Origin of the sequence: Pseudomonas prosekii (assembly GCF_900105155.1) — a bacterium.
Classification (GTDB): domain Bacteria; phylum Pseudomonadota; class Gammaproteobacteria; order Pseudomonadales; family Pseudomonadaceae; genus Aquipseudomonas; species Aquipseudomonas prosekii.
The window spans coordinates 2,049,780-2,076,104 of the sequence record NZ_LT629762.1; the positions used below are offsets into that span (position 1 = coordinate 2,049,780).

The 26,325-nt window shown below is 60.5% G+C and carries 13 protein-coding genes; 7 read left to right on the forward strand and 6 right to left on the reverse strand.

Going from position 1 to position 26,325, the window contains the following annotated elements:
* Positions 1-19: 19 nt before the first annotated feature.
* The 6 genes from BLU01_RS09465 to cobG form a co-directional block, all read right to left on the reverse strand.
* Positions 20-7,111, reverse strand: a complete 7,092-nt coding sequence (locus tag BLU01_RS09465) for a TcdA/TcdB pore-forming domain-containing protein (protein WP_092273896.1) — start codon at positions 7,109-7,111, stop codon at positions 20-22.
* 27 nt (positions 7,112-7,138) lie between these two features.
* Positions 7,139-14,239, reverse strand: a complete 7,101-nt coding sequence (locus tag BLU01_RS09470; protein WP_092273899.1) for a TcdA/TcdB pore-forming domain-containing protein — start codon at positions 14,237-14,239, stop codon at positions 7,139-7,141.
* A gap of 311 nt (positions 14,240-14,550) precedes the next feature.
* Positions 14,551-16,251 carry a precorrin-3B C(17)-methyltransferase gene (gene cobJ / locus BLU01_RS09475; RefSeq protein WP_092273902.1) on the reverse strand — a complete coding sequence of 567 codons (1,701 nt, stop codon included), beginning with the start codon at positions 16,249-16,251 and terminating at the stop codon, positions 14,551-14,553.
* Entirely contained in the window at positions 16,248-16,979 is a 732-nt protein-coding gene (locus BLU01_RS09480; protein WP_092281546.1) for a precorrin-2 C(20)-methyltransferase, read from the reverse strand. Before BLU01_RS09480 ends, cobJ begins: the two co-directional genes overlap by 4 nt.
* A complete protein-coding gene (locus tag BLU01_RS09485) occupies positions 16,979-17,605 on the reverse strand; it encodes a precorrin-8X methylmutase (RefSeq protein ID WP_092273906.1) in 627 nt (208 codons plus the stop codon). Before BLU01_RS09485 ends, BLU01_RS09480 begins: the two co-directional genes overlap by 1 nt.
* Positions 17,598-18,989, reverse strand: coding sequence for a precorrin-3B synthase (cobG, locus tag BLU01_RS09490; RefSeq protein WP_092273909.1), 1,392 nt, complete (start codon positions 18,987-18,989; stop codon positions 17,598-17,600). Before cobG ends, BLU01_RS09485 begins: the two co-directional genes overlap by 8 nt.
* Positions 18,990-19,043: 54 nt before the next feature.
* Between cobG and cbiE the strand changes: the two genes are divergently transcribed.
* From cbiE to BLU01_RS09525, 7 genes are all read left to right on the forward strand, one after another.
* Positions 19,044-20,255 carry a precorrin-6y C5,15-methyltransferase (decarboxylating) subunit CbiE gene (gene cbiE / locus BLU01_RS09495; protein ID WP_092273912.1) on the forward strand — a complete coding sequence of 404 codons (1,212 nt, stop codon included), beginning with the start codon at positions 19,044-19,046 and terminating at the stop codon, positions 20,253-20,255.
* Positions 20,248-21,339: a cobalt-precorrin-5B (C(1))-methyltransferase gene (locus tag BLU01_RS09500; RefSeq protein ID WP_092273915.1), complete on the forward strand. Its 1,092-nt coding sequence runs from the start codon at positions 20,248-20,250 to the stop codon at positions 21,337-21,339. The genes cbiE and BLU01_RS09500 overlap by 8 nt, the downstream gene beginning before the upstream one ends.
* Positions 21,340-21,528: 189 nt before the next feature.
* The gene (locus tag BLU01_RS09505; RefSeq protein WP_092273918.1) at positions 21,529-22,257 is read left to right on the forward strand and encodes a cobalt-precorrin-6A reductase; all 729 of its coding nucleotides are present in this window, start codon (positions 21,529-21,531) and stop codon (positions 22,255-22,257) included.
* Positions 22,258-22,536: 279 nt separating this feature from the next.
* Complete coding sequence (locus tag BLU01_RS09510; protein ID WP_092273921.1) at positions 22,537-22,935, forward strand: DUF2946 domain-containing protein; 399 nt, start codon at positions 22,537-22,539, stop codon at positions 22,933-22,935.
* Between the two features lie 48 nt (positions 22,936-22,983).
* Positions 22,984-23,463, forward strand: a complete 480-nt coding sequence (locus BLU01_RS09515; RefSeq protein ID WP_092273924.1) for a copper chaperone PCu(A)C — start codon at positions 22,984-22,986, stop codon at positions 23,461-23,463.
* A gap of 20 nt (positions 23,464-23,483) precedes the next feature.
* Positions 23,484-23,954, forward strand: a complete 471-nt coding sequence (locus BLU01_RS09520) for a DUF2946 domain-containing protein (RefSeq protein ID WP_092273927.1) — start codon at positions 23,484-23,486, stop codon at positions 23,952-23,954.
* A gap of 265 nt (positions 23,955-24,219) precedes the next feature.
* Positions 24,220-26,325: a TonB-dependent copper receptor gene (locus tag BLU01_RS09525; protein ID WP_092273930.1), complete on the forward strand. Its 2,106-nt coding sequence runs from the start codon at positions 24,220-24,222 to the stop codon at positions 26,323-26,325.

Genomic DNA, 26,325 nt, shown 5'->3' on the forward strand with positions numbered 1-26,325 from the left:
GCGCTGTTACTTTCGCTTGTCAGGCAATTAGCGCATTCAGCAATTCCCCACCACTGACATTTGGCCGGTCCGCCAGCAGCGTGACCATTGAAGCAACAGTGAAAGGCTGATAACCACTGATGGCCAGCACTATGTCCCCGCGCAGCGTCACATCGGTGGCATTGGCTTCGCGCAGGATCAGGCTGTGACCGGTATCGGGATCGAGGATGACCACGTGTTCGTCCACCAGATTGATGATCAACCCCGCAGGCGTATCCAGCTTCCATTCGAGCTTCGCCGCAGCGGACGCCGAGCTCCCCAGCGCAGGTCGGCAATCAATGATCACCGACTCGAGGCGACGCCAGACCTCCTGCGACAATCGGCAAACCGTGCCTTCGCCACTCAAACTCAGAATCAGCGTGCTGACATCATCGGGAATCAGCGGCGTCAGATCATTCAGCGTGCCCTGCCATTGCAGGCTCAACACCTCAGCCTCTCGCTGCGCCACACTGTTTTCCAGCCAGACGTCTCTCGAGGTGCTGTAGCTCAGGCGGGTTGGAATTTCATGAAGCAAGGCAGTCTTTGCCTCGCGCACGCCGAGCATGCGGGTTTCCAGTTGGGTGTTCGATTCACCGAGCACGCGATCAATGCTGCTGACGTACCAGTGATATCCACGGTTGCCACCGATCTGAATGAACGGCGCGTGGCGGTGCCTGGCGGTCAACGCTTTCAGCACTGCCCCGATATGCTCGTCGTAAGGATTGGAACTGCCCTGTGTCTTGAGCCATTGCGCCGTGACCCCGACGATCCTGGCGGGCTCACCCACAAGCATTTCCACTTCCAGACCGTCGACCGTGCGGCCAAGCAATCCTGCACCATGGGCAGAGACCTGAACGAACGACCACTCGGCCCATTCCTTGTGCGGCGCCGGCAACTGATCCGCGCGCAGCAGTTGCAAGTCGTTGCCAAAAGCGTCGGCGAGCGTTTCTGGCGCAAGGAATGCCTGACGGTAAACCTGTCCGGCGGACACATCCAGGAGCCACGCGGCCTCTTTATCGGGAGTCAACGCCAATAGGCGCACCACTTTGCCGGCCCCCATGTCGCAAATCAGCAGACGTCCACCGACATACCAGGCGCATAGTTTCCGATCCCCGGCGAAGCTATCCAGGCCCAGAATCGTAAAGTTTACGGCCTGGTGTTCCTGCGCAAGCGCTTCGACCTGCTTCCACCATTGAAAACCGATGCCCAGTGGTCCTTTTTCGTTCTGTAACCAGTCTTCGGTCAGTCCGGCCAGCTGTACCTCTCCTTGATCGCTGATATCGAAATACAGTCCGTCCTTGGTCACTGCAACATAGCGCCCTTCGTTTGCGATGACATCCACTACATTTAACAACTTGACGGCTTCAATCTGAACGCTGTTGCCAGTGGCACTCGAGTCGATTTTTTGCCGGTAGAGGCGCTGATTGGGCTTGTCATAGAACAGGAAGGTGTCGCCGGTACTCGTGGCCGGAGTCAATAGCAAAGGCATAACCACTCCGCCAGGCCCTTCGGCTGGCAAACCATTCGGGCGAATCAGCAAGCCATCGCTGGCGCGAACCCACGTGCTGACAGGGTCCTTTTTGCCTTCGGTCAAACGGGTAATCGAGGTAAACGCCGCAGGTTGATAATCAACGACCGGTACGTGAGTCAGCGGCTCAAGTTTCGAACGCTTGACCAGCAACTCGTAGTCCCAGAAAAAATTCGACCATGGCCCCAGGTTAGCCTTGAGCATCAGGCTCTGTTGGCGTTCGGTGAGCTGTCCGGCAGTCGCCACCAGCCTGACTTCGTTCTCGCCCAGCAGATAAATGACTTCGACTTCTCGCCCGTTGCGCTGCGTCACTTGCTGAACGATACGGATCATTCCTTGCCCGAGGTCCTGGAATACCGCAATGCTGGAACCTGGCACCGGATCCATCAGACGGTAGAAACGGTTGATGGATCCGGTGACCACGTCAACTTGCCAGATGAGCGCTTCCTGCGGCGCATAAAAGTAGGCGACCTGATCGATGACCGCGCCCAGACGCGCCTGGCCAGCGAGCGCCACAGGCAGGTCACGCGAGTAAATGAACCGGTCGCGACCTTGCTCGTAATAGGCGGTCGTGCGTTGTGGCGCGTACGGGTCGCCATAGGGCACCAGAAAGTTCTGCACGGCGGTAAACGGGCTGGCCAGTCGATTGTCGCGCGCCAGTGCCCTTACCTCTGCCTGAAGGGTTTTGGTGTCGGCGTCTGGTTCCAGCACCAGCTCTTCGAACAGCAATTGCTGTTTCGCCCAATCGACCTTCACGGTTTTTTCCGCCGTCTGAACCGTCACCTCGGAGCGGTCCACCACCTCGATTTCGATGTCACCGACAGTCAGGCGTCCCGTTTTTATAACTATTGCGTCCTCACCGAGCCACGGCGCCCGCAGCGTCCAGGCTATCGGCAGGGCGCCTTTGGCGTTAGACAGGCTGATCAAACGTATGCCCGGCGTCAGGGTCAGCGCGCAATGGCCGCCATACCCCTCAATGCTGTACGACAACTTGCCGTGCAAGGGTTTATTCAACTGCGGAACCAGCAGCGAGCGCGACCCTTCATCCAGCCGGATGTTGATCGTGGTTTCGACCTCCACCGGATAGAGGTTATGCAAGATGAACTCGCTGGGGAACGAGTAAAACGTAAACCAGAACTGACGCTCGCCCGCCGCGTCGTACTCAAGCTTCAGCGCGGTGTCAAAATGCTCGAAGCGCGTGGTCGCGAACGGCAGCGCAGAGTAATCGAAACCGAAGTAAGTCTTGGCGACGCAAGGCAGCACGAGGGTTTGAAAGGTCGACAGGTCAGCAATCGTGCCGTGCTCCGGGCGACCAAGGTGTTGGCGAATATTGATCGCTTTGGTGCGATCGGGATCTTGCTCCGGAGTGGACAGCCAACCGGCTTTCACCGAGAGAATTTCCTGGCTGTCGAACGTCACGCGTTTATTGCGTAAATCGATCTCGCGAATGGCCGCGTATGGATTGGGATAGAACACCCCTTCCTTGATCGAATGGCCACCGGTGCGATAAGCCCTGTCGACTCGGTTCAAGTACTTTCCGATCTGCCGACCGCGCTCCAGGGTGCCATTGAAACCTTCGACCAATGCGCCCACTCCCACGGCCAAGCCGCCAAGGATCACTCCGGCGCCGCCGAGGAATGCAGCCGCGGTGCCGGCCCCGGCCAAACCGGCGCCGATACCGGCCACCGACAACGCCAGCCCTGTCGCGTCAAACGCTAACTGCGTACCGAATTGCGCCCGCTGCAGATCGTCCCTGGCATTGGCCAAAAGATAAATATCGAAGCCGACCGTCGCCAGTTGCAACACCGTGGCCACGCCGTCCCTGGCGATATGCCCAAGGGAATTGACCAACACCGACGAGCTGGCCCTGGCCACCAGAGGGGCATCCTTGAGTGCCACCTTGAACAGTTTGACCAGTTCCACGACGTCGATCACGTTGCCATGGGCCAATTGTGTATAGCTGAGATAACCGTGCATCCGCACGGCGGTGGTCAGGCTGCGGTCCTGGTTGATACCGTCTGTTTGCTCAAGGGTTTTGAGCACCATGAGCAGCGCCTGCACGGTATACGCCGCATTGATCGAATGCACCGCACTGAAGTTGGTCGGATCCACCACGCCTGGAATGGACGGCCTTACCGATAACGTCTGGAAGGTCTCTGTCAGGAAAGATTTGATTCGGTTCAGGATCCGATCCGTGCTCGATACCCGGACTGTACTGTTGGGGTCCCTGGTATTGACCAGGCTGATTTCATAGCCGCCACCCGATTGCTCGCGCACACTTTCGAACACCGGGACAAACTCACCTCCCAACTTGTTTTCTGCTTGCAAGCGCTTCGTACTGCCCTCGATTTGTTTGGCCCAATGGCGGGCATCCATCTCACCCAGGCTACGTCCCAAACGGGCGTTCTCTGACAATGCACGGGCACGCAACGCCGCGTGATGCTCCCAAGGAGCGACCGTAACGCCAGCACTCACCGGCCCATATTCGAGCAAACTGGCAACGTTGATTTTCGACGGCAAGGTTTTATCGGCGATCCGTGATCCATCGAGTTCGATCACATTGAACGTGGCATCGACCGTCGAAGGGATGCCATACAGCCGAGTCACTTGCGCGTCACTGAAGAAATGTTCAAGACCGCGACGCAGCTCCCGGGCCTGCTCAAATCCGAAGACACCGAAGTTGGGGTCATAGAAGCGATAGCTGCTCGCGTCGCCGCTCACCACTTTGGCCAGTAGCAGCGAATGGCTTTCGCTGTTGAGCATCAAGGTAGTGGTGGCGGTTTTTCCTTCCAGTGTGCGCAGGGTCTGGTCCAGTCGGGATGCGCCCAACACGGTGCCGGATTCAGCCATCGGTACGCTGCGCAGCTCATCCAGGACACGCAACAGGGCGTGGGTGGCACTGGCGCCGCGTTCCAGATTGGCATTGGCCAGACGACCGCTGAGTGTGTCGACGGCCGATGGGCCTTTCGCCAAGGCAGCGGCCATGGCCAGCACCAGTGGAAAACAATGCCTGCCCGGATCGCCTTCACCGCGGATCAACAAGCCCTGCGGCATGAGCTTGGCGGTGGACGCTCCCGCCGTGATGAAGGTTTCCAGCACGGTGGCACTGCGGTCGAAGATGTTGGTGCGCAGTTCGTGGTCGGCCTGGATCCGAATTCGGGCAATATGCTCGCCCCACTGGCGCAGAGTGAGCGGTTGCGCGAAGGCTAGCGTTTTAAGCGTCCTGGAATCTTGCGCGCCGACATTGAAGGTCGCCAGCCCTTCGGAGAGCCCGGCGGTAAAGGCCGGATTGTTCTGGCTCAGCAGCGTCTGTTCGATGGCGATGTAGCGTTGTGCGAGACCGTGATCGGCGGTGTTCTTTGCCAATTCAAGCGTTTGCTGCCAAGCGCGGCCGAAACCGGCCTCGTCCAGTGTAACGGCACCAAACAGACCACCCAGGTACACTCGATGCGCCGGGCTCAGTTGTTCCAGTGGTAGCGAACCGTGGCCGATGCGCGAAATCAATTCATTGAAATTACCGGCAGGTTCGAAGCCGATGGATACCGGCGGGGTGCTGCTGCCCTGCGCGAGGATCCGCTGACGCTCATCGAAACTCAAATTCAGAGGCTTGTCGAACGTCACATCTCCGCTCAGTTGCTGGTTCATTGCGCGCAGGAAAGGCTCGCCCAAGTGACTCAGCATTCGCTGCAAAATCGAGTTCAGCATAACGGGCCGGCCTTCGATGACTGGCCAGCCTTGCTTGAAAGTCAGTGTTTGCGGTTTGAGCAACTCGCTCATTTGTCCGGCGTAGCGGGCCTTGTATCTGCCTTCAAGCCAGTTCGCCCGCTCCTTCTCCAGCCAGGCTACGAATCCTCTTTCCTGTTCCACCCATCCGCTGATGGTCTCCTCTTCGGTCGCTCGATTGTAGCCGCCATCAAGTCGCAGCCTGTTTTCCAGATCGATTGTACCTTCTAACAAGCCCTGGACTTGCGCGAATACATCCCTACCGAACATAACTGCACCCGGCCCACTCAACGTAACGGTTCCATTGGCCTCTGGGTGAACACCATCCAAATGGTAATAAACAATGGCCTTTACCAACTTTGCACTGTATGCCTGAGTTAGGAAATCACGATACGGACTGCCTTCAATCTGTCGGTTTACAATATCCGACGCAACATCTGCTACCGAGTCTCCACTCCATAGTGCCCCCTTTTCGGCAAGACTTTTCTCGATTTCAAATATCGCGTCATACGCCAGCCTTATCAGATTCAAGGAGGCCTTGACCATGCCAGATTCCGGATGCGCCAACATGTAAGCGTTCATCACCGATCCAGGCGTATCGTAGCCTCGCCCCAACATCAGGCCATCGACCGGAATCTGCACTTCCGCTGCCGGCACGAATACATCAACTATTGACGGGTGGCTTTTTGCATAGTCTTCCAGGGCTGATCTGTGCTCTGCCGGAATATCATCCAGATAACTTCTATAGCGATTTCTGTCACGCCCCGGCATAAAGTCAGGGTTATGATTGAGCAGCAGTTGCAACGTCCCCAGGCGTTGTTCGAAAGTGTATTCACTGATGTTCACCCCCGCCATTTCAGCAACCAGTGCCGGCAGGTAGTCCAAGTCACTGTAGCGACCACCTTCGGGCTCCAATGCCATTAGACGTATGACATCCGAAGCCCCGGCAAAATTGCCGCGAAAGGCAATTTCCCGATCGTAGACGTCCCACAGCACATGCGATCCAAACTCCGCGCGAACATCTCGCAACAGTACGTTTTTGCCGGCCATGGCCAGATGACTTTCAAGGTAGCGCTGCTTTGAGGCCAGCAACACGGCGCGGTCTTGGCCATAGGCATCCACCAAGAGGTCAATTCGCGCCGCATCGGCGCTTTGCCCACGTTGTCGGGCAGCCTGAATGTGCTCAAACATTTGCTGTTTCAATACCACCAGGCGAGCCTCGATAAGGCCAGTCAACTCGGAGACATTTCGCCCGGCCGCAGATTCATGGACTGTTTCAGTCAATGCCGCCCCTCCCGCCAGCATCGCGTCGGCCTTGGCAGCCTGGGTCAGGATACGATTAGTATCAAAAGCCATCAACGCGTCGGGATCATAATGAATGTTTAGGGTGTAGCCATCCTTACCCAGTACTGTTTTCCAGATATTGAAGTAATCTCGCTGATTATCACCAAACGCCGCACCACCGACCCAGACAAAATGCATTTTCTTGGGCACGGTTTTATAAGCACCCAATAAATTCACAGTCGTCGACAAGCGTTGATGATAATCCGCCAAACTGGATTTAACTTTCTGCAGCTCGGCGCTCGGATTAACCGATGGAACTAGCTCCATGACATCCTTGAGCAGAGCCACTGCCGTTAATTGTTCCCCGGAAATGGCTACCGAAGCGGCACCGTCATAATAACGTAACGCAGCATTGTGCAACTCATCGTTATCAAGCCCCTGTAATGCAGCCACCAACTCACTACGATCAAACAGATCATTAAAAGTTGTATTTTTATTACTCATTTCGCTCACTTCATCATCCTTAATAAAAATAGCACCCCCCTCAAATCCATTCATTGAAGTGGGTGCCTTTCCCAGAAAAAGTCAGAGTTGACTTTCTAATGTTTTAACTTTCACGGCAGGTAGTAACGCTGTCAGCAGTGCAAAGGCCGGTAGGCCTTGTTCTAAAAAGACCTTCACTAAAGTCGATATGGCAAATGACTGATATCCTGGAATCGCCAGCAACACTTCCCCGCGTAACGCGACATCTGTCGCATTTACCTGACGGAAGATCAGGCTGTGGCATGTGTCAGGATCAAGCACCACCAGGTGTTCATCTACCAGGCTGACAATCAATTGCTCCGGCGCAAGGAATGCCCATTCCAGCCTGACCGGTGCAGGCACAGGGCTGCCCAGAGGCGGCCGGCAATCGATGATCACCGACTCGAGGCGACGCCAGACGTCCTGCGACAATTGGCAAACCGTGCCTTCGCCACTCAAACGCAGAATCAGCGTGCTGACATCATCGGGAATCAGCGGCAGCAGATCATCCAGCGCCTGCGCACTGCCCACCGTCAGCAGTTCGGCGTCGCGTTGGAGATAGCTGAGCGGCCCGAGCACATCGTGCAGCGGATAACGGCGCAGCAATCCGTCGGCAGCATCAAACAACAGCACGTTATTCTGCTGTTGGGTACCCACCGCAACGGTCACTTCGGGATGGGCCAGGCTGGCGGCTGCAAACAAGCGTGCAGTGCCTGTGACAAACCATTGCTGGCCACCCGCGCTCGCCACCGTCAGCAACGGCGCGCATCGCGACGAGTCAGCCGCCAGCGCCTTCAGATGCTCGGCCAACGCAGCGGCGTGTTCGCGCGCCCATTGACGGTCAACGCCCACCAGCAACGCTGGCTCCTGGTGGTTGAGTTGCATCTGCAAACCTTCCACGGTCGTGGCGAGCAGGCCGGCGCCCGAGCGTTTGACGTCGCTGAACAACCATTCGGTCCACAGCGGTTGCGCTACCGGCAACGCGTCAGCCGCCAACAATCGCGAACCATCACCAAAGGCCACCGCCAATGTCGCTTCGGGCAAAAATGCCTGCCGACAAATCTGCCCACGGCTGACATCAAACAACCACACGGCGGCATTATCCGGGGTAATCCCGAGCAAGCGCACCGCCGTGCCGCCGCCCAGATCCGCCAACAGCAAGCGCCCTTCGACATACCAGGCGCACAACCGCGCATCGCCGCTGGCATTGCTCAAGCCGATCAGCGTCAGCGTGCTCAAAGGCGCTTCGGCCACCAGCGCCGGCAGCTGCGCCCACCATTGCGGGCGCTCCTTGAACCAGACTTCGTTCACCCCTGCCAGTTGCAATTCGCCCTGCGCCGTCAGCTCGTAGAGCAGGCCTTTATCGGTCAGGGCCAGGCAACCCTCTTCGGTCGCGACCACGTTTTTCAGGTCTGCCACGGTTTTCCATTCGATCGACACCGCAACCTGTTCTTCAACAATCACGCAGCGCTGCACGCACAGGCGCGGACTGTCACGGGTATAGACGGCAAACACATTGCCCTCGGCCCCGCCCGGCGCCAGCAGGTTCGACTGGTTCTTATCCTTGTCCGAATCCCCCCAGCCGCGCGCATGCCCACGCGGCGGCATTGGTCGAATAATCAGGCCATCGCTGCTGCGCACCCAGCTCATGTCGGAACTGTTCGCGTCCGGTTTCCAGTGAATCGAAACGAACACCGCCAATTGCCAGATTGATGTTTCGAAACGATATTCAGAACGCACGTTCGGCCATGCAACGTAATCGCCCAGCAAGGATTTCCAGTCAGCCAGCAATGGCGCTTGCCCGAGGATATCTTCGAGCGTGTGATCGACTTCGCGCGTCAGCGAGGTCAGGAACACCCCTTCGTCAGTCAGCAAATAGTCAAGGGTCAAGCCTTGGCCGTCTTGCGCAAAATGCTGCACCACCCTGACCCCGCCGCCCGGCACCGCAACACATTGCGTCACGGTCGATTCGCCGGGCCGCAGCATCAGGCGATAGCGATGGATGATCAGGCCGCTGACCACGTCGGTCTGGTAAATCTCGACACCCTGCGGATGGTAGAAATAGGCCGAGCCATCGACCACGGCGCCCAATACCGGGTTTTCCGGGACCAACGCATCGTCGTCCTGAATGTACAAAAAGCGCTCTTCGCCCGAATCGTAATAGGCCGTGGTAAAGCGCTCCTCTGCCGGGTCATCGAATGGCACCAGAAACTCGTGCACAGGGGTAAACGGCAGCTCCAGCCGATGTTCGCGGGCCAATTCCTTGAAGTGCTTTTGCAGTGCGAGTGCCGACGTGCCCGGCTGCTCGGCGGCCTCTTGAAGGATCAGCACTTTGCGGCGCGGATCGACGATAAACCTGGTGTTGCCCGCCAGGTGCAAAGTGAAGTCGAAGAGCGCTTTGCCGCTGTAGCTGATAGTCACGTCGCCAATTTTCAACGCTGCGCCGGGGAGCAATTGCACGTCGCTTTCCGTCGCCCACGGCGCCAGCAGTGTCCAGTGCAAGGTTTTCGGCAACTGCGATTTGAGCATCACGTTGACGCCTTGATTGAGCATCAACCGGCCCGCTGCATCACCTGCTTCAATTTCATAAACGATCTGCCCCTGCCAGCTCTTGAGCAGCATCGGCACCACCAGTGTGCGCGGCACATCGTCGAGCACCACTTGAATGACTGTCGGGCTGTCGGGCTGAAATACCGGATGGATCGCCTGAACAATGTATTCGCCCGGGAACGAATAAAACGCGAAGAGAAATTGCCATTCGCCCTGCGCGTTTTTCTTCTCCAGACGACGGGCGACATCAAAACCGAGGTCATGGCGCTGCAGCGCGAAGGGTAGCGAGTGATAGTCGTAGCCGTAAAACGTTTGCGGTGTGCACGGCAGGATAATCACCTCGTCAGGCGCAGGCGCGAAGTTGCTCGTTCCCGGTAGCCCCAGGCTTTGCCGCACATTGATCGCTCGCTGGTAATCCACGTCGTAATCCGGCACGCCAAAATGATCGCGCAACGGAAACAGTCGCTGACTGTCGTAGAACACCCGGCTATCACGCAAGTTGATGCCTTTGATCATCAGCCGGGGGTGCGCCTGCCAGGCATTCTGGTGCGTGTTCCAAGTGAAAGCGGGGCCACGATAGGCCTGGTCCAGTTCGTGGAAAAATATCCCGACCTGCTTCGACCTCTCGGCCACTTGGGAAAAGCCTTCGGCCAACGCCCCGATACCCACCGCCAGGCCACCAATGATCACTGACGCGCCGCCGAGAAACGCTGCCGCCGTGGCTGCCGACGCCAACCCTGCGCCCATGGCCGCTGCGCCAAGCACCACACTCGCCGAGTCGAAGGCCAGTTGCGTGCCGAATCGCGCGACGTCGGCGTCGTTGTCCGATTCGCTCAACTGGTAAATATCGAACCCGACATTGACCAGCCCCAATACCGTGCCGACGCCTTCACCCGCCACATGCCCGAAGGCTTCGCCGACTGCCGTCGAACTGGTTTGCGCAATCAGCCGTTCTTGCGCCAATCCCTGGCGTACCAGATTGACGATGCCGGCCATGTCGCTGACCAGACCGTGGAGCAATTGCGCGTAGTTGACGTAAGCATGCAGGCGCACCGCCAGGGTCAAACTGCGTGCTTCGCCCTCGCGACCGCGCAAGGCGTTCATCAAGGCCTGAATGGCAAACCCGGCGTTGAGCGTGTGCACCGCCCCGGCACCGGTCGGGTCGAGCGGACTGAGGCGCCGCGCAGTCAATTTTTCGAACAGTTCGGTCAGGTGGTTTTTGATCCGCAGAAAGCGCGGATCGTCGGTGCTGACCTGGACCGTTTGCTCGGCGACTCCGGGTTTTTGCGGTTTGATCAACGTCAGGTGGTAGCCGCCGTCGGGAGCGATCTCGAGGGTTTCAAATACCGGAATAAAGTCGGGCGTCAGCCCATTTGCAGTCAGCAGGTCGTTGCTCGCCCGGGTAATCTGTTCGCCCCACCAGTGGCTGTCGAGCGACATCAGGCTCTTGCCCAGTTTCGGGTTGTGCAACAACGATTCGCCTCGGGCGCTGGCCAGCCGATTGCGCACATCGGCGGCGGGGATTCCCTCCAGGTTACCGGGCAGCAGCACCTGTTCGATGAGAACGCCGGAGGACAGTTGGATTTTCGCAATCTGCGCACCTTGCAATTCGATCAGATCGAAGCTCGGCTGAGTCGGCTCGCCATAAGCGCCATAAAAAACCGCCATGCCGCGCTCTTCGAAAAATCCTTTGAGCGCGCTGTGCATGTCTTCGGAATTGCTGAACCCGATGATCCCCAGGTTCGGATCGTAGAAGTGATACGTGCTGTGCTCACCGTCCCAGGTTCGAGCGACCAGCATCGAATGGTTGTCGGAGTTGAGCAGCAACGTGCAGGTGCTGGTGCGCGACGCCAGCAAATCCACCACCTGCCTGACGGTGGAGCGCGCCAGCACGCTGCCGACATCGTGCTCTTGCACACTGTGCAGCTCATGAATGGCCTGCACGAACGTGTGCGAATCGCTCTGTTCAGGCGCCACGACGCTCATGAAAAAACGTTCGCGCAACGTGGTGATGGCCGCGTCGCCCTGGGCAACGGCGGCCGCCATCGCCAGCACCAGCGGATAGCAGCGCCGCCCGATGGTGTCGCCGAAACCATCGAACAACAGATCCTGAGGCACGAACTTGGTGGTCCCGGTATGAAACCCGTCCATCAGTTCGCCGGCACGCACCACCAGTTGCTCACGAAACTCGTCCCGCGCGATTTGCTGGATACGCGCCGCAGCGGCGCCCCACTGATGCAGGCTCAGAGGACTTTCGATCGCGTTTTTCTTCAGCATCAACGCCGTTTCGCCATGCTCCGCCGGGCGCCGGCCTGTTGAGCTCAGCCCAGCGAGAAACTGCGGCGACTTGTACTTGAACAGCTGTTCCTCGATCACCGCGTAGCGACCGGCAATGCCTTTATCGCTGATTTTATTGGCCAGGTTGTCGAGCTCGCCGGCAACCGCGGCGAAGCTGCGATTGTCCAGCGAGGCAAGGCCGAGCAACTGGCCCAGTTGCAAGCGTTGAGCGGAAGTCAGCTGCTCGATGGGCAGCGATTGACTGGCAAGACGTTCGAGCACTTCGATGATGGAAAGACCTTGCGTCGTCGCGTCGCTGGGTGGCGCCGGCGCAAACGTCTTGGTGTCCTGTGCGAGGATCGCCTGGCGATCATCAAAACTCAGCGGCAACAATGTGTCGAACGTCACCAGGGCGTCGCTGGCCTCACTCATCGCCCGCAAAAATGGCTCGCCGAGGTGATTGAGCAGCTGTTGGAGGATGGCGCTGGACAGCACATGCCGGCCTTCAATCAACGGCCATCCGGCGTCGAACTCGATGCTGTGGCGGTTGAGTAACTGCGCGAGGTCGCCCTTGTAACGCGTCTGGAAATTGCCCTCCTGCCAGCGTGCCTGTTCTGCCACCAGCCACTCATCGGACGACGGCGCCTGCTCCTTCCATGAATGGTCCTGTTCTTCTTCGGTTTGCCGATTGACGGCGCTGTTGCCCTTGATGCCGATGAGCAGGCGCAGCTCCTCGGCGGACCTCGGCGTCAGGTTGCTTTTCTCGTAATCGCCGACCCCTTCAATCATCGCGATTGGCCCGGTCAGATAGATCGTGCTTTCGCTGCCGGGAATAATCCCATCGCTGTAATAATCGGCGGCTCCCTGGGCCATTTCGTCGACAGCGAACTCCTCCATGTCGGGCAGTTCGTGCAACGGACCGAACAGTTCGGCCGCCGCCGCCAATGCCAGCTTCGCCATGGCCGGATTATCCGCAGGACTGATGTTCTGCTCCACCGCACGCCGCGAGGTATTTTTTACAACCTCGTAGTTGATCAGGTAACAATCAATCACCGCGTCAAGCGATCTGGAACCCGCGTGGGCCGCCATATAACTGTTGCTGACGGCGCCGCCGACGGCCACGGCACGCAGACCATCGGGCCGCACCAGAATGTTCTCCGGCAATTGAAAAACCTGGTGCAACTGCGGGGCACTTTGCGCAAATGTCAGAAGTGCCGCCCGATGCTCCTGCGGAATCGAATCAAAATAACGGGTGTACCGCTGCGCAACTTTTTGCCGACCTGGCATCCAGTCAGGATTGTTATCCAACAGTAACTGCAAGACGCCCAGCCGAGCGTCTTCGGCAAACTGGCTGATATTTACGTCGCCGATTTTTTCCAGTAGCGGCGGAAGATTATCCACATCGCTGTACAACCCGCCCTCAATGTAGAGAACTTCAGCGCGCACCACGTCCGACGCCCCGGCAAAGTTGCCACGCAAATTAACTTCGCGTTGATAGATATCCGCCATCCGCAACGGCCCGGCAACTTTGTTCAGGTCGCGCAACAGCAGATCCTTGCTTTGCATCGCGGCCATATTGTTTGCATGTTTTTCACGCAACGCCCGCAGTGCAACTTCATCCTGTCCATAACCGTGGACCAACAGTTGGATGCGCGCCTCATCGGCACTGCGGCCCGAGGCCTGCGCTCTCTGCAAATGGATGAACAGCTGCTCTTTGAGCGGGATCAGCCGCTCGATGTACAAATTGCGCAAATCCCTTGAATCGGCAAGCGTCGAGCCGCCCGCAGCCATTGCGCTGGCCTTGGCCGCCTGGACGATGACTCGGTGGGTTTCGTAGGCAAGAAGTCCGTCGGCGTCATACCACAACATCATCTGATAGCCATCGCGCGCCATCACCTGTTCCCAGACCTTGATGTAATCACGCTGAATTTCCCCGACACCGCCGCCGAGCCACACAAAGTGCAACTTCTTCGGGACGGCGGGCAGTGTGCTTCTGAGGGTATCGACACTGGTCGCAACACGTTCGCCGTAATCGCTGACCTTCTGATGAATACTGACAATCGCCCCGTCACCGCCATCGGCCGGCAGCGACTGTTCGGAACCGCGCCGTCGGCGCACTGGCGGCAACAGTGTCGCCAGGGCTTCTTTCAACAGCGCAAGCGGACGCTGCAAACTCTGGTCATCCGGTGCTTCGATGCAACCGTCGTAGTAACGAAAGATCGCGTCATACAGTGCGTTGTTTCGATAAGGCTCAAGTGCGCGCTCCAGCATCGAACGTTCCAATAGATCGGCAATACCGACGTATTCATCACCGCTTACAACTTCCTGTTGACTCATGATTGAGCATCCATAATTAACAAAGCAAATCATTCACGCACAGGCGAAGTATTCAAATTCCGCAAGGCAACGATTGGAACAAGTTCATCAGAAAATAAGAGTTGAGTGCGATTGGTTAACTTGCTATCCGACTCGACCGACGGGAATCGCTCTGCCGCCAAACTAACTACTTGGGTCGCGCTTATCAAACCCGAAAGATATTCAACAAATGTCTACACAACTTGAAACTTCGACCAAGGTAACTTGCCATCTAATAAGTGCAAAAAATTAGAGCAAAAAAAACGCCTCCGAAGAGGCGTTGGTTTTTTGCGTCAACTGCCAGGCTTGTCGCCATACCAGCGCGGCGTATACACCCACTCACCGCCGCCGGCGCGCGGGAACACGCACGTAGTGGATGAACCGATCAACACCATGGTGCGCATGTCCACTTGGTCCGGGGTCAATTGGCCCAGCGTGGTCACGCGCAACGTCTGCCCCGGCCGGCCGATGTCACGCCCCAACACCACTGGTGTTTCAGCGGTGCGGTGCTGCGCGACGATCTCCAGTGCACGGCCCAATTGCCATGGCCGCGAACGTGAGATCGGGTTGTAGAACGCCAGCGCCAGGTCGGCCTGTGCGGCGAGGTCCAGACGCTTTTCGATGATCGACCACGGCTTGAGGTTGTCCGACAGCGACATCACGCAAAAGTCATGGCCCAACGGCGCACCGGCCTGGGCCGCCGTGGCCAGCGATGCCGAGACGCCGGGCAGCATCTCCAACTCGACGTTGTGCCAGTGGGTATCGCTCGACTCGTGCAACGCTTCGAGCACCGCCGCAGCCATGGCAAACACGCCCGGATCACCGGACGACACCACCACCACCGAACGTCCTTGCGCCGCGAGTTCGAAGGCGTGGCGGGCACGCTGCATCTCTTCGCGGTTGTCGGTGCAATGCAGCACTTGATCGGCGCGGAACGGCCCGGCCATGCGCACATAGGTTTCGTAACCGAGCACGTCATTGGCTCGCGCCAGTTCGGCTTTGACTGCCGGCACCATCAGTTCGGCAGCGCCGGGGCCGAGGCCGATCACTGCGAGACGTCCGCGCGGACGACCGATCAGCAGCGGATCAAGCGGTTCGGCTGCGACCACGATGGCCAGCGAATCGTTGACCGCCATTTCACTCAGCGGCGCGCTCACGGCGCTTCGGCCCAGCTCCACCACGCTGCCGGAGCGCGGGTTGAAACGCAGCGGCACGCCCAACTCCAGCGCTGCTTCGCGCAACGTCGGGTTGGCCATGTCGCTTTCATCGGCCAACAAGCAGGCCAGCGATTGCACGGCAATATTGGCCTCGTGCAACGCCGCGCGAATGGCTTGCGCCGAGCCCGCCGTCAACGCCACCAGCACATTACGCGGATAAATCAGCAGTTCATTGGCATCCGCTTGCCGCGCGGCATGCCCGACATGAATCGCCAGTCGCGCCTGCAAATCCTGCGGCAATTGCGCGTCGGCCAGCCACGGTGCCGCGCCTTCGACGCGCACGGTTTCGCCGCTGAGCAAATCGGCAACGAAGCGCTTGCCCAACTCCAGATCGCCCAAGGCGTAACCGCTCGGCGGGTTGAGCAGGCACGTGCCGAAACGCAATTCGCCGCTGGTGGTGATCGCTGGCGAAACCTCCAGCGCCGCAGCAATTTCGCGCGCCAGCCGGTTGACCCCGCCGAGCCCGCCGAGCAGCGGCACCACGGCGCTGCCATCCTCGGCGACGGCGAGTACCGGCGGCTCGGCGCCCTTCTCCAGCAACAACGGCGCCAACGTGCGGATGACAATCCCGGCGGCGCACAGGGCGATGATCGGCGTGTCCCGTTGATAAAGTTCGCGCAGGGTCGCGCCGAATTCCTGATAGCTCTGGTCAGCGCCTTCAACGCGCCCCGCCAGTCCATAAATCACCGCATCCGGGTAGCGCTGCTGAATCCGTCGCGCGGTGGCGAGGCTGCCATTGCCGAGGATGACAATCGCTGGGGCAGGACGGCCGCTCACCCTTGCCACCGTTCACCGGGGACGATGATCAGCGAGAAGTACGGCGAGGACATCGGCTCGACTTGGTCCAGCGCGACGATTTTCTGATTGGCCATGGTCGCGCGCTCGACGTACAGCGCACGCTCGGCCAAACCGAGTTCTTCGAGGACCTGACGCACCTTGGGAAAGTTGCGCCCCAGCTTCATGATCACCGCCGCGTCGGCATCCGCCAGCCGCCGTTTCAGTTCGTCGTGCGGCAACACGCCGGACAACACCGACAAGCTCTGATTGCGATACACCAGCGGCGACCCCAGCACCGACGCGCCACCGAGCATCGAGCAGACGCCGGGCACCACTTCGGCGACGTAACGTTCGGCCAGACGGTCGTGCAAATACATGTAGGAACCGTAGAAAAACGGGTCGCCTTCGCAAATCACCGCGACGTCGCGCCCGGCGTCCAGATGCTCGGCCAGTTGCTCGGCGGCGCGGTCGTAGAAATCGCTGATCACTTGTTCGTAGGACAGCGGCGCCGGCAGCGCTTCGGTGGTCACCGGGTAAACCAGCGGCAACAGGTTTTGCGCTTCCTGCAAATGCGCTTCGATGATGCCGAACGCATTGCCCTTTTTGCCTTTGGCGACGAAGTACGCGACCACCGGCGACTCGCGCAGCAGGCGCAGGGCTTTGACGGTGATCAGTTCCGGGTCACCGGGGCCGACACCGAGGCCGATCAAGCGTCCAGGTTGCTGCATCATTCGATCTCCGTGGCGAGGGCATTCACCGCAGCGGCGGCCATGGCGCTACCGCCGAGCCGGCCCTGCATGATCACGAACGGCACGCCGCGACTGTCCGCCGCGAGCATCGCCTTGGATTCGGCGGCGCCGACAAAACCGACCGGGAAGCCGAGAATCAGCGCCGGTTTGGGTGCGCCGGCATCGATCATTTCCAGCAGGTAAAACAGCGCGGTCGGCGCGTTGCCGATCACCACCACGCTGCCCTCCAAGTGCGGGCGCCACAGTTCCAGCGCGGCGGCGGAACGGGTATTGCCCAACTCGCGGGCCAGCTCCGGGACGCTGTCATCACGCAAGGTGCAGATCACCTGATTGTTCGCCGGCAGGCGCGCGCGGGTCACGCCTTCGCTGACCATCCGCGCATCGCAGAGGATCGGCGCCCCGGCGGCCAGCGCCGCGCGGCCAGCCTTGCCGGCGCCTTCGGAGAATTGCAGACCGTCGATGGCCTCGACCATGCCGCACGCGTGGATCACCCGCACAGCGAGTTTTTCCAGGTCGGCGGGAATGCGCGCCAGGTTGGCCTCGGCACGAATGATCGCGAAGGAGTTGCGATAGATCTCCTGACCGTCGCGGATGTAATCAAGCATCTAGGGGGCTCCGTGAGTGGTCGTCGAGCAAAACCGCGACCGCTTCAATAGTAAGGTTGCGTGCGTGCAATGCGCCGAATCCCGGCAGCGTTGCATCGCGAAAATAGAGGTCGTAATGACCCGGTGAAACCGCCAGCAAGGTCACTGGCGCACTGTGCGCGGCGGCGCAGGAACGCGCGCAGCCGGACAGGTGCACATCGAGGATTGGCCCATGCTGTTGCAGCAACGCCGCCAGTTGCAGCGCATCGCCCTTGGTGTCGGCCAGGCCTTTGGCGCAACCGGCGGCGCCGGTGCAGGCGATCACGTGGGCCAGCGCGTCGGCGGTGGAACAGCGCAGACCCAGTTTTTCCAGGTTGTGGATAACTTGCGCGGCGGCGCTTTCGGCGACGTTCGGCAGCAACAGGCTTTGCCACGGGGTGAAGCGCAACGTGCCGTCGCCGTGCTTGCGGGCCAATCGCGCCGCGCCGCGCAGCATCGCCGGATCGAGCCGGCCCAGCGGCGGCACCGCGCCGACATACACGCGCCCGGTCTGCCCCTGCGGGTGCGCGCCGATGTGCACGGCGCTGGCAATGCGCGGCGTGTACTCGACGGGCAGCAGCGGCACGCGTTCGGCCAGTGTTGCGATGAAATCTGCCAGCGGATACTCGCCGAGCAAATGCCGCATGCGCGTCTGCTCGGGGCGCGCCAGGTCGAGGAACAACTCAAGCACCGCAATCACCAGCGCATGACCGTGCGCCAATGGCACCGCAGCAATCGCCGTATCGCTCGGGCAGCCGGCCAGTCCAAACGCGAGCAGGTATTCGCCATCCTGTTCAACCGCGCTCAGCCACAAATCATGGTGATGTTCGAGCATCGCCAGCGCTTCGCCGCCGTCCAGTTGCACGGCGAACTTGGCGCTCAGCTCATGGAAACGCGGATGGCTTTGCAGGCTGCCAAGAATCTTTTCGGCCAAGGGCCGCGTGTCGAGCAGCATTTGCCGGTCGATGCCGGCGCCGGGGCTGAGCATCAGGTTGCGCACGTCATCGCCCGCCGCCGTGCGCGGGCCCAATCCAGCGGCCAACAGGCTTTCGATCAGCGGCGTTTCGGCGCAGCCGATCCCGCGAATCTGCAAGTTGGCGCGGTTGGTCGCCTCGATTACGCCAGCGGCAAAACGCTCGGCGGCAGCGGCGACCGCATCGGCCTGATCAGCACTGATCGCGCCGCCATTCAACTTGATCCGGCAAATCCCGCCATCCAGCGCCTGGACAATACGCAGCAACCCCGGGCAAGCCGAGGGGCGTAAAGCGCAGGACAACGGACGTGGGTTCAAAGGGCAGACCGGCAGAGTGGCGAAGGCGCTTCGCGGGCGAAGGCGCGGTATTATGCCTGCTTTGTTCGACGGCATGAAAAGCCTGCCCGTCGGATCAGTCCGTTTCAGGACTATTTTTGAGGACGGCAGATGCAGCCCTGGCTGACAGTAGTAGGTATCGGTGAAAACGGTTTCAAGGGCCTGGGCAAGCACGCTCGACGGGCTCTGCTGGGCGCTTCGCGGATCATTGGTGGTCAGCGCCAACTGGATTTGTTGCCGGTGTGCATTCGTGGCGAGCGGCAATTGTGGCCGAGTCCGTTTTCCCTGGCGCCGGTGCTGGAGCACGCTGGCGAAGCGGTTTGCGTGCTGGCCAGCGGCGATCCGATGTTCTTCGGCGTCGGCGCCAGCCTCGCGCGGCAGGTGCCGGCCGAGCAGATGCTGATTCTGCCGGCGCCGTCATCCTGCTCGCTGGCGGCGGCGCGCATGGGCTGGCCGCTGCAGGACGTGGTAACGCTGTCGGTGGTCGCCCGCCCGGTGGCGGCCCTGAATGCGCAGCTGTTCAGCGGCGTACGGTTGCTGGTGTTGAGCAATGACCGCAGCAGCCCGGCGGCGGTTGCCGAGCTGTTGCGCGAGCGCGGTTTTGCCCCGAGCCGAATGACCGTGCTGGAACATTTGGGCGGTGAGGCGGAACGGCGCATCGACGGTGTCGCGGCTGAATGGGCGGTTGCGGATATTGCCGATCTCAACGTGATCGCCATCGAGTGCCGCGCCGAACCCGGCACCGCGCGCCTGTCACGCCTCGCCGGGCTGGCGGATTCAGCGTTCAAGCATGACGGGCAACTGACCAAGCGCGATGTCCGCGCCATCACCCTCGCCCGCCTCGCACCGATACCCGGCGAACTGCTGTGGGACGTCGGCGCCGGCAGCGGCTCGATCGGCATCGAATGGATGCGCGCGCACCCGAGCTGCCGCGCACTGGCAATCGAGGCCGATGACGGCCGCCAAGCCTTGATCGAACACAACCGCGACGCGCTCGGCGTGCCCGGTTTGCAATTGATTCGCGGCAGCGCGCCGCACGCCTTGGCCGGGCTCGAACGCCCGGACGCGATTTTCATCGGTGGCGGCGTCACCCGTGATGGCGTGCTCGACAGCTGTTGGGCCGCGCTCAAACCCGGCGGTCGATTGATCGCCAACGCCGTGACCCTGCAAAGTGAAATGACCTTGATGGCCTGGCGCGAACAGCATGGCGGCGAGCTGACGCGCATCCACATCGCCCAGGCCCAGCCATTGGGCGAGTTCGACACCTGGCGCCAGGCACTGCCGATCACTTTGCTCGACGTGACGAAGCCGTTCGATGCGTGACGAAACCGCCGAACAGCCCGCGCCCCTGCGCAGCGGCCTGACCACCGGCAGCTGCGCCACCGCCACCAGCCTCGCCGCCGCACGCCTGTTGCTCAGCGGCTTGGCGGCGGACGCGGTGCAGATCATCTTGCCCAAAGGCAAACAGGTGCAGATGCGCCTGGAATTCTGCCGTTTGCACGATGACGGCGCCGAGGCTGGAACGATCAAGGACGCTGGCGACGACCCGGACGTGACCCACGGCGCGTTGCTTTACTCGCACGTGCGCCTGGGCGCCGCGCCGGGGATTCGTTTTATCGCTGGCCGGGGCGTCGGCACCGTCACCCGGCCGGGTCTGGTGTTGAATGTCGGCGAACCGGCGATCAATCCGGTGCCGCGCAAAATGATCACCGATCACCTGACGTCGCTGGCTGCGGAGCTGAGCTATGGCGGTGGTTTTGAGGTGACGGTCAACGTCGAGAATGGCGAGGCGCTGGCGTTGAAAACCATGAATCCGCGCCTGGGGATTCTCGGCGGTTTGTCGATCCTCGGCACCAGCGGCATCGTCCGGCCGTTTTCCTGCGCGGCGTACATCGCCTCAATCCATCAGGGCATCGACGTCGCCAAAACCAACGGCTATCAGCACATCGCCGCGTGCACCGGCAACGCCAGCGAAGACACCATGCGCCGGGTTTACGACTTGCCGGAAATCGCCCTGATCGAAATGGGTGACTTTGTCGGCGCGGTCCTCAAACACCTGCGCCGCGTGCCTGTGGATAAGTTGAGCATCTGTGGCGGCTTCGGCAAGATCAGCAAACTGGCGGCCGGCCACATGGATTTGCACAGCCGCCATTCCAGCATCGACCTGCCGCAACTGGCGCAATGGGCGGCGGCGATTGGCGCCGATGAGGCGTTGCAGCAATCGATCCGCGCCGCCAACACCAGCCAACAGGCGCTGGCCATGGCCAGCGCGGCGGGAATCGCCCTGGGTGACGCAGTGTGCCGACACGCGCTGGAGTTTGCCCGCAGCGTAGTGCCCGCGCAGGTTCAGGTCGAAGTGTTCGCGATTGATCGTCAGGGCGGGATAGTCGGGCATGCAGGAAGTTAACGTAAACCTCCCGACCGATGAGCACCTGTGGCGAGCGAGCTTGCTCGCGTTTGAGGGCGCAGCACTCACAGGATCTATGCCGCTGCGCAAATCCTTGGGGCCGCTGCGCAGCCCAGCGCGAGCAAGCTCGCTCGCCACGGGGGTTGGGTTGGTCGTTGTTTTTTTTGCACTGCCATGCAGGAGTTTTTGATGAAACGTGTGTTGTTGCTTGGTGGTGTGACGGAGGCGTTGGCGATTGCCCGGACGCTGGGGCCGCAGCATATCTATAGCCTTGCCGGTGTCGGTCGGGTGCCGACGGATTTGACCTGCCAGGTGCGTGTCGGTGGTTACGGCGGGGCTGAAGGTCTGGCGCAATTCATCCGCGATGAACGGATTGGTCTGCTGCTGGACGCCACCCACCCTTACGCAGCGCAAATCAGCCAGAACGCCGCGACTGCCGCGCAATTGAGCGGCATCCAATGCTGGGCGTTGCGCCGCCCGGCGTGGCAGCCACAGGCCGGGGATGACTGGCGCGAAGTCCGCGATTGGGCCGAACTGATCGAGGCGCTAAAGCCCTTCCGCCGACCGCTGTTCACCCTCGGCCGCGAGCCCTTGCAGCACCTCGACGACATCCCCCCGGAGCAATTCTGGACACTACGCGCCCTCGACGTTTACCCCGGCAACGAGCGCTGCGAAATCATCGGCGCGCGCGGCCCTTTCCTGCTCGAAGACGAAAGAGAGCTGTTCCAACGCGGCCAGATCGACGTGCTCATCAGCAAAAACAGCGGCAGCACCGCCACCGAGCCGAAACTCGAAGTTGCCCGCGAGCGCGGGGTGCCGGTGCTGGTATTGAAGCGGCCGGTGTTGGCGGCGGTTGATCGGGAGTTTGCTTCGGCAGATGAAGTCCTTTGGGCTCTGACTGAATATGGACTGCGCTGAAAGCTGCGAACGGCACCTACTGCCTTCGCGAGCAGGCTCACTCCCACAGTTGCTCTCAGTGTCATGCAATCAATGTGGGAGCGAGCCTGCTCGCGAGGGCGATTTGACTGACGACGCAGAACGCCAAGTGCCCCCGCAACTCGCCGAGGCAATCCGAATTGAAGCCGCTACACTCTTTGAAAGCATGCTGCGACACCACACCGCACGCCGCTTTTTTACTTATCGGCCCTGATCAGGCTAAATAGCCGCGCCTGATCGTCCACCTACCGGATTTGTCTCATGTCCCGACAACGGCTCGCATTTGCCTGGATCGCCTGCTTTGCAGTGCTGTTCAATATGCTCGCCATGCCGATGACCGGGGCGATGGCGCAGTCGGCGAAGTCACCCGCCGAGCAAATATTGTGGGGCAGTTTTTGCACGTCCAGCGGCAGCAAAATGGTCGCTATTTCACTGGGGCCGATTGACTCGCCAGCGCCGCAGAATGACGATCACTCCAACATGCAGCATTGCTGGTGTTGCTCCGGCTCGGCACCGTTGGTTGCGTTGCCGGGGCATGTGCCGCAGCTGTATTTCGCCCGGTTCGAGGGCCATAAAGCCCAGCCTGCGGTGACGCTCGACACGCCGACACCGCGCCAGCAATGGCCAAGTCTCAATCCCCGCGCTTCCCCTCTGGTGTGATTCCTTCTCGCAATCGACCTGCGTTTTGAATCGTCCTGGAGATCTGCCATGTTGAACAAACTCATCGTTCTGGCCGCGTTGCTGCTGCCTGCCTGCTTCGCCAATGCTCTTGATTTCAAGGCCGGCGAATTGCAAATCGCCCATCCGTGGTCGCAGGAACTGCCGCCCAACGCACCGACCGTCGCGGCTTATTTCGTGATTCACAACGGCGGGAAAACCGCCGACCGTTTGCTCAGCGTCGATTCGCCGATTGCGGCGCAAGCGCAGCTGCATGAGCACGTAAAACAGAATGACCTGATGAAAATGCAGCAAGTGCCCAGCGTAGAAATCCCGGCCGGCGGCGAGGTCAGATTTGCGCCGATGGCGTATCACGTGATGCTGCTGGACCTGAAGGATCGCAGCCTGTTGACCGACGGCAAACGCTTCCCGTTGACCCTGCATTTCGAGCAGTCCGGCAACGTGACGGTTGAAGTCACGGTGCAGAAGCAGCCGCCGAAAGACGCGCAAATGCACGCGCACGCCCAGTAAGCACCTGAGCCGATAACGCCATGCGCCCGCCTCGCGCCAGGACCTCCGCCCACCGCCATCAGACGTTAAGCCTGACGCGCGGGAGCTGGATCAGCCTGTTCGCCATGCTGATGATCTTCATCGGACCGCTGATTTCTCAGTCGATGCCGATGGATCAACGCGCCGCCGCAATGACCTCGATGTCCATGTCCATGTCCATGTCCAAAGACATGAGCATGTCGATGGACATGGGCCCGGACGTCCACGGCGAACACGCGCAGCAAGCCGCCGCTGAACATTGCCCGCCCGCCGCCGAGCATCATGCGCTGTGGGAGAAATGCGGTTATTGCAGTCTGTTGTTCAACTGCCCGGCGCTGACCGGCGGGCAGACTTTCGTCGCTTTTGACACACCACCCCCCAACACTTTCACCACGCCCTCCCCTCGCCTGGGCCACGCCCGGCTGTCGTTCTTCCCCGGCGCCCGCACCCGCGCGCCGCCCATCGTCGCGTAAACACTCACCCGATCTCACACGGTTTGCAGACAACTGAAGTAACCCTGTGGCAACGGGCTTTTGTGGCGAGGGGGCTTGCCCCCGTTGGATCGCGAAGCGGTCCCAAAACCTCTGACTGCGGTGCATCCGATGCTCCGCGGGCACTGGTTTCACGACTGCTTCGCAGCCGAACGGAGGCAAGCCTCCTCGCCACACAAGCCCGCTTCTACAGGGATTCACGCAGCTTGCCGGCCGTGTCGTTTACGACTGTTCGATGGAAATTTTCATGTCCAGGTTTTCTGCTGACACACGTTTTTGCTACACCCGTTTTCGTTACTCGCCTTTTTGCTGCATTCACGCCACCGCCGTCCTGTGCGGGGTAATGCTGAGCCCGATGGTCTTGGCCGAGGATCACGCCGGCCACTCCGAAGAACTCAGCCCGACGGTCATCACCGCAATCGCCCCGAGTTCGCCGCTGACCATCGTCACCAACCCCAAGGACCCGCGCCAACCGGTGCCGGCCAGCGATGGCGGCGATTACCTGAAGACCATTCCCGGCTTCGCGCTGGTGCGCAATGGCGGCACCAATGGCGACCCGGTGCTGCGCGGCATGTTCGGTTCGCGGCTGAACATCCTCACCAACGGCAGCATGATGCTCGGCGCCTGCCCTGGCCGGATGGACGCGCCGACGTCGTACATTTCACCGGAAACCTACGACAAACTCACCGTGATCAAAGGCCCGCAAACCGTGCTCTGGGGACCGGGCGCCTCGGCCGGCACGATCCTGTTTGACCGTGAACCGGAAAGCTTCGGCGAACTCGGCACGCGGGTGAATGCCAGCGTATTGGCCGGCTCCAACGGCCGCTTCGACAAAGTCGTCGACGCTGCGGCGGGCGGGCCTTTGGGCTACGTGCGGGTGATCGGCAACACCGCGCATTCCGACGACTACAGGGACGGCAACAACGACACCGTTGCCTCGCGCTACGACAAATGGAACGGCGACGTCGCGCTGGGCTGGACGCCCGACGCCGACACCTTGCTGGAGCTGACCGCCGGCAAGGGCGACGGTGAAGCACGTTACGCCGGGCGCGGCATGGACGGTTCGCAGTTCAAACGCGAAAGCCTCGGTTTGCGTTTCGAAAAGTCCAACATCGGCGAAGTGCTGGATAAGGTCGAGGCGCAGGTCTACTACAACTACGCCGACCACGTCATGGACAACTACACCCTGCGCACGCCGTCCGGCACCGGCATGATGGCCGGGCCGATGGCTTCCAACGTCGACCGTCGCACGCTCGGCGCGCGGATCAAAGCCACCTGGCGCTGGGCCGATGTGCAGTTGATCAGCGGCATCGACGCGCAGACCAATGAACACCGCCAGCGCAGCAGCATGGGCATCGACACCTATAAAAACCTGCCGTACACCAAGGACGCCGACTTCCACAACTACGGGGTTTTCGGCGAACTGACCTGGTACGCCGCCGACCGCGATCGGCTAATCACTGGCGCGCGCCTGGACCGCGCTTCGGCCAAGGATTATCGGCAGACCAGCGGTTCGGGAATGATGACACGGGCCAATCCGACCGCTGACGACACCCGCGCCGACACCCTGCCCAGCGGTTTTGTCCGCTACGAGCATGACCTCGCCGACAGCCCGACCACGCTGTATGCCGGCCTCGGTCACAGTCAGCGCTTCCCGGATTACTGGGAACTGTTTTCGCCGAACTCGGGGCCTGCCGGTTCAGTGAATGCCTTTGATTCGATCAAACCGGAAAAGACCACTCAGCTGGATTTCGGCCTGCAATACAAAACCGAAGATCTTGAAGCCTGGGCCTCGGCTTACGTCGGCCAGGTGCGCGATTACATCCTGTTCAACTACACGCCGGGGATGATGGGCGCGACCTCGCAAGCGCAGAACATCGACGCGCGGATCATGGGCGGCGAACTCGGCGCCGCGTACAAGCTGAGCGACAACTGGAAGGCCGACGCAACCCTGGCCTACGCATGGGGCAAGAACAGCAGCGATGGCACCGCATTGCCGCAGATGCCGCCGCTGGACGCGCGTTTCGGCCTGACTTACAGCGAACAAAACTGGAGCGCCGGGGCGTTGTGGCGTGTGGTCGCAGCGCAAAATCGAATCGACCAGAACAAGGGCAACGTGGTCGGCAAGGACTTCGACAAGAGCTCGGGTTTCGGCGTGTTCTCGCTGAATGGCGCGTACCGCATCAACAAGAACTGGAAGGTCAGCAGTGGCGTCGACAACCTGTTCGGCAAGAATTACGCCGAGCATTTGAACCTGGCCGGTAACGCCGGTTTTGGCTACCCGGCCAACGACCCGCAAGCCATCAACGAACCGGGGCGCACGCTCTGGACCAAGGTGGATATGAGCTTTTAA